The sequence below is a fragment of the Abyssibacter sp. genome (assembly GCF_964229365.1).
Classification (GTDB): Bacteria; Pseudomonadota; Gammaproteobacteria; order Nevskiales; family OUC007; genus Abyssibacter.
Map to the genome: position 1 here is coordinate 1 of NZ_CAXRDQ010000036.1, position 11,975 is coordinate 11,975.

Below are 11,975 nucleotides of genomic sequence, written 5' to 3' on the forward strand. Positions count from 1 at the left end.
TGTTGTTGATGTAGAAAGGTGTTTCTTCGAGGTGCAGCGCCGGATTGACCTCATCACAAAGCGTCGGCGGCAGCACCTTGTGATGCAGCGCCAGCGCGGTCTTGATCATCGCGGCGGCACCGGCGGCCGGAATGCAGTGGCTGATCATCGACTTCACCGAGCCGATGCCCGTTCGCGGCAGATCGGCATCGGCGGAACGCGCGCCGAACACCGAACCCAGGGATTGAATCTCCGTCTTGTCGCCCAGGGCGATGCCGGTGCCGTGGGCTTCGATCAGACCCACTGTAGCGGGGTCGATGTCGCAGGATTCGTAGGCGCGCTTGAGCGCCAGAATTTCGCCTTCCATCCGGGGCGCCAGCAGCCCCTTGGCCTTGCCGTCGGATGACGTGCCCAGGCCGCGAATCACCGAGTAGATGTTGTCGTTGTCGCGTTCGGCATCCGAGAGCTTCTTCAGCACCAGCATGCCGGCCCCTTCGCCAAGCAGGGTGCCGGAAGCATTGACGTCGAAGGGACGGATATTGCCGCGGGTCAGGGCGCCGAGCTGGCAGAAGATCATCATCAACTGCGGCGGCGTATGAGCCTGACAACCACCGGTGAGCACCATGTCACAGCGGCCCGAAAACAGCTCGCGGCAGGCGGACTCGATGGCGATCAGCGACGAGGCGCAGGCCGCGTCGAGGATGTAGTTCGGGCCCATCAGGTCCAGACGGTTGGCAATAATGCCGGTGGTGACGTTTGGCACCAGGCCAGGCGACATTTCCGTGTTGAATGCGGGTAGCTGTTTCTTGAGGCCAGCGCGCAGATCGGCGATATCGGATTCGTCCAGGTCAGGACGAAGTTGGCGGACGACGGACAAGGTCTGATCCACCATCATTCCGTGCTGCATCAGCGTGGTGTAGCCGCGGTTAATGTAGGTGCCGCGGCCCAGCACGATGCCGGCTTTTTCGCGATTGAAGCTGCGGTCAATGTAATCCGCATGGCGCAGTGCATCCCGAGCCAGCCGCAGCGCGAGGTAGTGGTCAGGCTCACCGCCATCCACGGCTGCGGGCATGATGCCGAACTCGACCGGGTTGAACTCCGCCAGATCGTTCAGGAATCCGCCTTTCTTGGTGTAGATGCGGTCGTTTTCCTTCGACTCGGGGTCGAAATACGGTCCCAGCCATTCCGCGTCAGCCTCGCCGATGGCATCCACGCCATCGACGATGTTCTGCCAATACTGACGCAGGTCACGGGCACCGGAAAAACAGCCGGACATGCCGACGATGGCAACGGGTTCGGGGAAGCGGTCTGCACTCATGCTGAGTCTCCTGGCTCTATCGGCCAATTACTGTTGGGCGCCGGTCAGGCGATTGAGTGCACTGGTCATGGTGCCTTCCATGTCTTCACAGGCCAGCCGCAAGCGGCCATCCGCGTCGTGGAACATCACGTCGTAGAGCACAGCTGCTGCGTGTGGCGCCTCTCGCATGCGCAGCGACACCTGCACCGGTCCGGTGATCGGTTCGCTGCCGAAGCGGCGGATACGACCGAACCGGCTGGGCAATGCCGTTCGGTCATGGTTCACCCGCGCCCAGACGATGGCGAGCTGCGGTCCGACATCCAGCAGGCCGGGGTCGAAGAGCCAGTCGCTGGTGGTGCTGTTCACCCATTCGCCGACCGGGGCGGGGCGAGCCGCCGCATCGACGCCGTCCTTGTTGACGGCATGCACGCTGTCAACGAGCTGGAAACGGGCCTTGTGAAACAGATGCTCCGTGTAGATCGTGGCGGCGTCGTACTTCGGCCCGGTCAGGGCGGCAGGCGCTGGCGACGCTTCCGCAGTGGGCAGCGACTGGGCGAGGATGACGGTTGCCTTGTACAGAGCCTGCTTGCGTTCCGGGTCCTGGATTTCCACAGCAATGGCCTGCGAGCCGGGATCCGAGTGCGCCGCGGCCCGTGCTTTCAGATGCACGGCGCGTGGACCGTCTTGCAGGGTTACACCGGCCAGGGCGCGCAGATCCTGGATCTCGACCACGGTCCAGTCCGGCCATCCGGCGGCCGTGAACTCGGCGATCCATTCCAGCGCGCCGGTCGCCGGAAGCACGGGCTTGCCGTCCAGGCGGTGGTCGTCTAGATAGGGGTCTGACTCCAGCGTGAATGTGTGGTCCAGCGTCATCGCGCCCCCCGGCCCCATGCGCAGCTCCTGACGGACCAGCGGATAGGCGCTGGCTGCCTGGGCGTCGGTGGTGCCGGCGGGAAGCGGAGGTGCGGGCCACGGCCCTTCACCAACAATGATTTCGGCAGTCTGGGGGAGCTGCCCGGCCAGTAGGTCCATGAAGGTTTCGCAGCCTTCGCGCAGCGGAATGGGGACGATGCCCTGCCGCCGGAATTGCGCTTTGACCGCCTCGGTCGCCATGCCCGCATCCCACGGGCCCCAGGAGATCGCCATGACTCGAGCATTCGGCCACCGAGTACGGAGCTGACAGGCCAGGCGGGTCAGCGTTTCGTTGGCCGATGCATAGTCACCCTGACCGTTGTTGCCGTAGCGGCCGGCCACACTGGCGAAGAACACGCAAAGCTTCAGCGACTCGGGTTTCAGCACACGGGACAGGGTGATCGCGGCCTGAACCTTGGTATTGAACACGCGTTGAAAGGACTCGGTTGTCTTGTCCTTGAACAGTTTGTCCTCGATCACGCCCGCACCGTGAATGACTGCGTCAATCCGGCCAAACTCGTCGTAAAGACCACTGATCAGTGAGGACAGAGCGTCGGCGTCTGCGACATCGCAGCTACGATAGTCAACCGTAGCGCCAGCGGTTTCCAGCCTTGCGAGGTTGCTGCGAATTTCGCGGTCGGCCAGCGCACGGGCAACACGCTTTTTAACATCCGCCGGGGTGAGCGACTCGCCAGTTTGTTTGGCGTTTTGAATAATCGCGGCCTGGAGCTGGCCGTCGCTGACGCTGGCCAGCGCGGGGTCTTCTGCCCCGGGCAGCGGGCTGCGCCCAAGCAGGACCAGCCGCATGCCCGGCACCGTCAGCCGTTCGACCACGGCCGCGGTAATGCCCCGCGCGCCGCCAGTCACAACGGTGATCCAGTCGCTCTGAGGTTCTACTGCTGCGTGGCTCTCGACCGTCGCGGGCGCCAGCGTCGTGCCGAAGTTGAAGCGCTCGCCGTTGCGGTAGCCCACCTCAAACGCGGTGTCCGGGCTGCAGACTTCGGCTAGCGCACGTTCGGCCACCGCTTCCGGTGCGGCATCCGCCTCGAAATCAACGGCGCGGAAGACGCCGGTGGAATACTCCTTGCGCAAGCAGTTGAACAGACCATTGGCTGCGCCGGCGACAGCCGACACCGCGGATGGACTCAGGTCACGACCGAACTGCCCACCGAGTTGGCTGAGGGAAATCACCTGCAGGCTGGCGAGACGCGGTTCGAGATGCTTGAGCGTTTCGACGAAGGCGAAAAAGGCATCGGTGGCGTCGCGGTGATCACTCAGACAACCGGTGGTGTCCACGACATAGCGCAGTGTGGCGTCAGCTGCCTCGGATTGCCGGATGACCTGTCCGCCATGCGCTTTAATCGCCTCGGCCAGTGCCTGTGCCGTCGGCGAATCCGGCCCGGTCACGAGGACGTGCCCATCCAGCTGGTCCGGAACAACAGGTGCCGTACTCGGGACCGCCTTCATCGCATACACCGGTGCCGGATGGCCCTGCGTTTCCGGTTCCTCCGTCGCCGTTGTTATCGGCTTTGGCGGTTCCGCCTGGGTCGGCGCGCCGCCCACGCTTTGGCCGGCCAGATCGATAATCGCCTGGAGGCTGCGGGCCTGCGTGAAGGATTCCATCTGCTCTGCGACGGCGGCGGACTGCCCGGTGGGCAGGGCCTCTTGCAGGGCGCCGAGAATCTCGACGCGCTTGATGGAGTCGATGCCCAGCTCGGCTTCCAGATCCTGATCCAGGCCCAGCATGTCTTCGGGGTAGCCGGTCCGGTCGGCGACGATGCGCAGCAGCACCGCCTTGATGTCGACGCCAGACTTTGTAGCGGCCGGATTCACGGCCGCGGGCTGCACACCGCCGAGCAGCGGCGCGGCGGCATCCAGCACCGCCTGCAGGCTGCGGGCCTGGGTGAATGTCTCCATCGACGCCTGCATGGCAGCCGCGGCCTCGGCGGGTAACTGCTGTTGCAACTGACCCAGGATCTCGACGCGCTTGATGGAGTCGATGCCCAGCTCGGCTTCCAGGTCCTGGTCCAGACCCAGCATGTCCTCGGGGTAGCCGGTGAGATCGGCGACCGTCGTCAGCAGCGCGGCTTTCAGATCGAGCGATGGCGCATGGGCGGCCTGTGGTTGCGTGTTGGCGGCAATTTCACCCATCCCTGGCAAGGTTTCCGCCTGGGTGATCAGCGCGGACAGCGTGCGCGCCTGGGTGAAGGTTTCCATCGCGGCTTGCATGGCGGCGCCGGCTTCGGCGGGCAGCGAGTTCTGAAGTTGACCGAGAATTTCGACGCGCTTGATCGAGTCGATCCCCAGTTCGGCTTCCAGATCCTGGTCCAGGCCCAGCATGTCCTCCGGGTAACCCGTGAGCTCAGCGACGATGCTCAGCACCAGCGGTTGTACATCGACCGTCGCTGCGGAAGCACTGTTGGCGGGCGTAGCGGCAGCACCTGCCGCCAGGCCCGGCAACTGGCCGAGCTCGGCCTGGATCGCCGCCAGCGTCCGGGCCTGAGTGAAGCGCTCCATGGCATCCTGCATTGCCGTGGCGGCTTGCGCGGGCAAACTTTTCTGCACGCTGCCCAGCACCTCGACCCGCTTGATGGAATCGATACCCAGCTCGGCTTCCATGTCTTGGTCCATGCCGAGCATGTCCTCCGGATAGCCGGTGAGCTCGGCCACGGTGGACAACAGCAAGGCACGGGTGTCGAGTGCAGCGGTCGTCGCGGGTGCCGAAACGGCTGCCGACGCAGTCGCGCTGGTCTCCGAACCCAGCAGGGTGGTCGCAAGCGTCAGGATGTCCCGCAGACACTTGGCCTGCGTGAAGGATTCCATCTCGGTTGCCATGTCCTCGCCGGCTTGGCCGGGTAAGGACTTTTGTAGAGCCCCGAGAATCTCCACGCGCTTGATCGAATCGACGCCCAGTTCGGCTTCCAGGTCCTGATCGAGATCGAGCATGTCATCGGGGTACCCGGTGCGTTCGGACACGATGCCAAGCAGCAGGCGTTGCAGGTCGTCGGCGGACAGCCCCGGTTGTGGGGACGGCACCGCTGTTGGTGTCATCGCCACGGGTTGCCGAGCGGCCATGACCGGGGCCGCCGCAGCAACGGGCGTTGCCGGCATTGGAGCGGCGGCTGCTGCGGGTGCCATTGCGGGTGGAGTCGCCGCCGCGACGGGCATGGTCTGCGGCGCGGCATCAGCTGCGGGTGCGTTGCCCAGGTATTGCTGGATCACGCGCTCCTGCAGCGACAGGAATTCACGCATGGTCTGCTGGTAGGCAGCCAATGCTTCCACGCCCCCAGCCGGCGCGGCGGCGGCCGGAGCGGATTGCTGCGGCGTGTTCGCTACCGCGACAGGCGCAGCGGCGACGGCGGCAGGCCGCGCCGCGGCTTCGCGCAGTGCCTTCATTTCGGCGACCTTCTGCTCGGCGTCCGCCTTGAGCATGGGCGGCTGCTTGCCCATTCGCAGAATGGGATCGTCCATCGGACGGGCACAGCCACCGGAGAGGTACCAGGTTGTCGGCGACAGCGAGGCCGGTTTGACCAGCTCGGCCAGCCGCTCCAGCTTCACCTTCTCCACGGGGCGGCCCGCAAACAGGGCCGAGGCCTGCATTGGCACACCCTGCGTGAGCAGCTGTCCCAGGCCGGTCAGCAGGCCGCGCAGCCCGCCGCCGTTGCCATCGAGAGCGACGGTTTGGGCGTCGGTGCCGGCCAGCGTCTGGCGGATCATGTTGGAACAGATCGATTTGGGACCGATCTCCAGGAACAGCCGGATGCCCGCTGCATGCATGGCCTGGATTTCGGAGACGAACTCGACTGGGCTGAGCATGTGCCGCTCCAGCCGGGCGTACATTTCTGCGGGATCGGTGGGGTAGGGCTGGCCGGTGGAGTTGGAGTACACCGGGAATGCCGCCGGCTGCATCGTGGCCTTGCGGATGGCCTTGGACAGCGGCTTTTGCGCCGCGGCCACCAACTCGGTGTGAAAGGCGCCGGAGACCGGCAGCACGCGTGTTTGCAGCCCCTGTTCCGTTAGCGCGACCGCTGCCTGGTCGATATCGGCCTTCGGGCCGGAAATCACCGTCTGCGTGGGCGCGTTATGGTTCGCGACACTTAGGCGCGGGAAGGCCTTCAGCGCTGCGACAACCTGTTCGCGCTCGGCCTGCACGGCCGCCATGCCGCCGGGCGTGCCGGTGGCTGATGCTTCTGCCATCACCCGCCCACGCAGCGCCGACAATTTGAGGAAATCGACGTCGTTCAATACGCCCGCCGCAGCCAGTGCCGCATATTCGCCGTAGCTATGGCCGGCGGATGCGCTCGGCTTGATGCCCAGGCGACGCACCAGCGCGGTCATGCCCAGTTCTAGCGCGCCGATCGCGGGCTGGGCAACACGGGTATCCGTCAGGGCGGCGGTTTGCGCCTTGCGCTGCTCGTCCGTAAAAGCGGCGCGGGGCCACATCAGCTTGTCGAGCAGCGTGTCGAGATCGTCCGCCAAGACGTGGTGAGCCCGCGTCAGTGCATCGCGGATGTCGGCAATGAACAGGCCGGCCTCGCGGCCCATGTTGACGTGCTGAGCGCCCTGGCCGGGATAGATGAAACCGACCTGCGGCGCGGCTTCCGGCATACCGGTGGCCACCGAAACGGTCGGGGGCAGGGTGCGCTGGTCGGGGGCGGACAAGGATGCGATCGCCGCTTCCAGCCCCTTGGTCAGCTCGTCGTAGCTGCTCGCGACCACGGTGACGCAGGCCGCCGGCGTCTTTCCTGTCTTGGCGAGCTGCGCATCGGCATCGACGGCCAGCGAGTAGGCCAGATGGCGCAGCGGCAGGTTCGTGCCCTGGCGCAGTGCGGTGACCATGCGCCCCAGCGTTTCGGCCAGCGCAGCGGCATCGGCGGCCCGAAACACGAACAGTTCCTGCGTCCAGTCTTCTGCGCCCACCGGGGCGGCCTGGGTGTCCAGTTCGCCGTCATAGCCTTCAAGCACGGCGTGGAAGTTCGTGCCACCAAAGCCGAATGCGGATACGCCTGCGCGGCGTTTTTCACCCGGCTTGGTCAGCCAGGGCTTGGGTTCGTCGAGCAGATAAACCGGTGAGCTGGGGTCCGCCACCGTGTCGATTGGGTCATCGACCCCGACATGGGCAGGTAGGACGCGGTGATGTAGCGACAATGCGATCTTGATCAGGCCGGTGACACCGGCGGCCGCCTTGGTGTGGCCAACCACCGTCTTGACCGAACCTAGTGAGACGGTTTGGGGCGGTGCGCCCTCGGCCCTTAGCGTGCGGGTAATCGTCTCGGCTTCAGCCTTGTCACCGACCGGTGTTCCGGTGCCGTGTGCTTCGATCATGCCCAGATCGGTCGGGCGGAACCCGGCCTTGGCGTAGGCGCGATCCAGCGCGCGCATCTGACCTTCAGGGCGCGGAGCGGTCATGCCCAAGGCCTTGCCGTCAGACGAGCCGGCTACAGCCTTGATCACCGCGTAAATGCGGTCGCCGTCGCGTTCGGCATCAGCCAGGCGCTTCATGACCAGAACGGCCGCGCCTTCGGAGATCACGATGCCGTTGGCGGCCTTGTCGAAGCTGCGTGCGGTCCCGGTCGGGGAGAGCGCTTGGGTCTTGGAGAAACAGAGATAACCGAACGGACCCTGAACGGTATCCACGCCGCCAGCTAATGCGACATTGGCGCGTCCGGACTCGAGTTCGTCCACGGCCAGACTGACGGCAGCGAGGGACGAGGCGCAGGCCGCATCCACGGTGTAGTTGCGGCCACCAAAGTCCAGGCGATTGGCGACGCGACCCGCCGCCACGTTCTGCAACACGCCAGCGAAGGATTCCTGCGTCCACTCAGGCAGGCGGTCCCAGACGTCGTCGGAGGGCGCATCCACGAAACGGGGGATTTCGGAGCGAACGCCGTATTGCATGCCGAGATCGCCCACGCCGCCGCCGGCGCCCAGCATGATGCTGGTGTTCTCGCGATCGAAGTCGCCATCCGCGTAGCCGGCGTCGGTCAACGCGCGATGGGTCGCTTCCAGGCAGAGCAGCTGCATCGGGTCGATGGACTTCATCGACTTGGGCGGAATGCCGAAAGTCAGGGGATCGAAGACAATCTCGTCGAGAAAGCCGCCCCACTTCGAATAGACCTTGTCGCGAGCGGTCTTGTCCGGGTCGTAGTACATCTCCCAATCCCAGCGGGTCTTGGGCACGACATCGGTGACTTTCCGTTTGTTGAGGACGATGTTCCAGAAGTCCTCGGCTTGCTCGGCCTTGGGCAGCAAAGTGCCGATACCGACAATTGCGATGTCGGAGGGCTTGGCGAATGCGCTGCGTTCCGTGCGCTCCAGGTGCCAGGCTGCCAAACGCTCGGTCGCGGCCGTCGAAACCGACTCGTGCAACGCCTCGATGGTCTGCACGCTGTCGGCCAAGGTAGCGACCTGACCAATCATGTACATGCCATCGCGATGCTGGTCCGCATCCTCGATCCGGACAATCTGGCCGGAGCCATCGCGGTTCACGCCCTTGCTGGCGATGCGTAAGCGACCGAGGTTCAGGTCTTCCAGGACTTCCGATATTTCGCTGGCAGGCGCGCCCTTGGCGATCATGCTGCGCCGCGTATCGAAGAACTCGCGCGCAAACGCCGTGTCGGCGCAGCGACTGGCATGCCCGGGGCCGGTGGCCAGACTCACGGTGCGCTTGCAGGCAACGGCTTCGGATTGGAAGCCGGACACGATCGCGCCGGATTCCACGATGTCCTGGGTGAACAGATAGGCCGAACCCATCAGCACACCGACCTTCATGCCGCGTTCGGCCAGCGGAGCGGCCATCGCGGCGACCATCGCACTGGACAGCGAGTCATTGATGCCGCCAGCGAAGAGCACGTGAACATTCGCAGCGTCGGCGGGTTTCACCTGGTCCAGCAGCACGCGAATCATCTGCTCCCACAGCGGGAAGCTGGCGATGGGGCCGATATGCCCGCCGCATTCCCGGCCTTCGAATACAAAGCGTCGGGCGCCCTGGTCGAGATACATCTTGAGCAAGGCCGGTGCCGGCGCGTGGATGTATGCGGGAATGCCTTCGGATTCGAAATGCGCAGCCTGATCCGGGCGGCCGCCGGCGATCAGCGCGTAGGTGGGCTTGCAGGCCAGAACCGCCTTGATCTGTTCTTCCCGCAGTTTCTGAGGAACGAACCCTAATAGCCCGATTCCCCAGGGTTTATCTCCAATCGAGTCGCGTGTTTCTTCGAGCAGGGACTGCACCTGCTCGCCGCGCATCAAGGCGAGGGCGAGCATTGGTAGGCCACCACCTTCGGCCACCTTGACGGCGAAGGCGGCGGAGTCGGATACACGGGTCATCGGGCCTTGCACCACCGGGTAACGGGTGCCATGTGAAGCGGCCAGCGGTGCCTCGGGAGACAAGGCCGCCTGGGTCGCGGCCAGTTCGATGTTCGCCTGAGATTGCTTGCGCATGGCCTGGATCAGGCGGCCGACGGTCTTGAATTGGGTCAGGCCGTTGGCGACACCGATGCCCTGACCGATCGGCGCTAGCTGGTCGGTTTCGTCCCAGCCGATCAGCGCGCGAGCCTTCGCTGGCCAGCCCTGCGCGGCCGCGGGGTCGGTTTCAGCGGCCTGTTCCAGCGACTCGGCATCGGTCCAGAGGGTATGGCGGGGACCACCAAATACGCGGGCGGTCACCGTGAGGTGCTCCCCCAGCAGCCGAGTTTCGCCGCCGTTCAGGCGTGCCAGCGCGTCACGCCGTTCTCTGCTCAGCGGTGACTCACGCAGCAGCAGGCACTGATCGTCAAGCACGACGCCGGCCGCGCCCGCCAGGCGACAGGCGGCCGCCGTGTTCAGTCCGACGCCGCCACGAATGTACAGGGGGCGCTTGGTCTGCTTGCGCGCTTTTTGCAGCAGGATGTAAGCCGTATCGTCGCCGACGAAGCCCGGCGCCTCATGCCCCTTGAGCACGTAACCATCCGGTTCGCTGGTGCAGCTCTCCAGCTGTTCCGCGGCGTTGATCTCAATCCAGACCCGTTCGGCCCCGGCGCTACGCATCTGCACCAGCGTCTGGCAGGTCTGCTGCACGTCGCCATGAATCAGAACGACCGAGAGCGCGCGAGGGCGGGCGGCTGCTAGCAACTCGGCCGCCAGATCAGCCTGTTCGGGCAGGATTCTCAGGCCCAGCGAGCCATCGGTCGCGTCCAATGCCCGGTTCAGGTCGTTCCGAATGGCGCTCGCGTCGCGGCAGAATTCGGCGTCAATCAGGCCAATACCCCCGGCGCGCGCGGCGGAAACCGCGATCGCAGGATGATCAAATCCGGCGGGGCTCAGGCAGAGAATGTCGAATGTGGTTTGAGTCATGGTTACGACCTCAGGCCCGATTGAGGGCGGCGGGCTGGAAACGGAGAAGTGAGAACGCTGATGCCGGCGGCCATTGATGGAAGGCGGGTATCACGCGGATTCCTGAACAGAGGATTCGTTGGCGGCCAGCGGATGCGCACGCGGCATCATCTGGCGGAAGTGCATGGCGAAATCGCGTTGCCGAATGCGGGTTTCCCGATCCGGCAAGCTGAACAGCGGCTTTAACAAGGCGCGAACCCGCGAGGCGGTTTCGCGCAGGGCGGCGTCATCTCCGCGATCAAGCAAGGCCGCCAGTCCGGGATCACGTCGAATCAGGGAGTCGTCAAAGCGCAGCGCGGCCTGGAACGCGTTCAGGGCATCGCGGTTCCGGCCCATGCCGAACAGGATCAAACCGTGACGTTGGTGCACGGCGTGGTTGCGGATCCGCCGCTGTAGCACGTCATCGAGCGCTGCCAGTGCGTCCTGGTATCGCGCCTGATCGATCAGTGTGTCCGACAAGCCATAACGCGCCCGTTCGAATCGGGGCTGCAGCGAGAGCGCTTTTTCATACGCGGTTTCGGCCTCGGTGGGACGGTCGAGCAAACGGTAGACATCACCGGCCAGTGCATGGAAGCGAGCAGGCCGGGGCGCATGCTCGGCGGCGGCCTCGAACACCTTGACCGCGTCTTTGAGTTTCCCCGCCGCGGCCAGCGTCCGGCCCAGGCGCTGGCGGGCGATCAGGGACTCGGGGCGATCCTTGACCACGGCCTTGAGCAGGCGGATTGCCTTGCGAATCCGGCCGTCGTCGAGATAGAGGTCAGCCAGGATGAGTCGTGCGGCGATGTGTCGCGGACGGATGTCCAGGGTGTCCTTAAGGGCTGTTTCTGCCGCATCCAGGTCGTTGGCTTCGATCGCCAGCAGGCCCAGCATCAGCTGACCACCGGCCAGATTGGGGTCCATCGCCAGTGCCGCGTCGACATGTTCGCGGGCCTTGGCGTGGTCATCCTGGTCGTAGTGGATGCGGCCGATCTGAAGCCGTGCGGGCGCCAGCCTCGGATTGATCGCGAGTGCTGCCTCGCAGGCTTCGAGCGCTTCATCGAAACGTTTGCCGTGGGCGAAGATGATGCCGAGCAATAGCTGACCAAACGCGAAACGGGGTTGTTCGTCCAGCCGCTCGCGGATGACGGCTTCGGCCCGGTCGAGTTCGCCGGCCCGAACAAACCCCGAAATCTCGCGGACCAGCATGAGCGAGGTCTCGTCGGTCGGGGTCTCGAAATCGTCGTCGATCGGCATGTTCCACGGATGGATTTAGGTACGACGCTAGTCAAGCGCGTGGGACAGAGTTCCAACAATGGGAAATTTCTGACAGAGTCGTAGGACGGCCAACGAAGGCATTGACAGCTTGAAGGAGATTCGCTGTTTAGGATTTGGAAACAGCGCTTAATGTGTCGACAAACTGAGTCGATGTCCCTCTTAA

The 11,975-nt window shown here is 64.8% G+C and carries 3 protein-coding genes; all 3 read right to left on the minus strand.

Annotated features, from left to right (window positions below; translation table 11 throughout):
* Window positions 1-1,297, minus strand: a 1,297-nt coding sequence (locus tag ACE1EY_RS05850) for a polyketide synthase (protein ID WP_370299681.1), incomplete at its 3' end; no start/stop codon positions are given.
* 27 nt (window positions 1,298-1,324) lie between these two features.
* On the minus strand, window positions 1,325-10,519 hold the full coding sequence (locus ACE1EY_RS05855) for an SDR family NAD(P)-dependent oxidoreductase (protein ID WP_370299682.1): 9,195 nt from the start codon (window positions 10,517-10,519) through the stop codon (window positions 1,325-1,327).
* 90 nt (window positions 10,520-10,609) lie between these two features.
* Complete coding sequence (locus ACE1EY_RS05860) at window positions 10,610-11,791, minus strand: tetratricopeptide repeat protein (RefSeq protein ID WP_291512413.1); 1,182 nt, start codon at window positions 11,789-11,791, stop codon at window positions 10,610-10,612.
* Window positions 11,792-11,975: the final 184 nt, after the last annotated feature.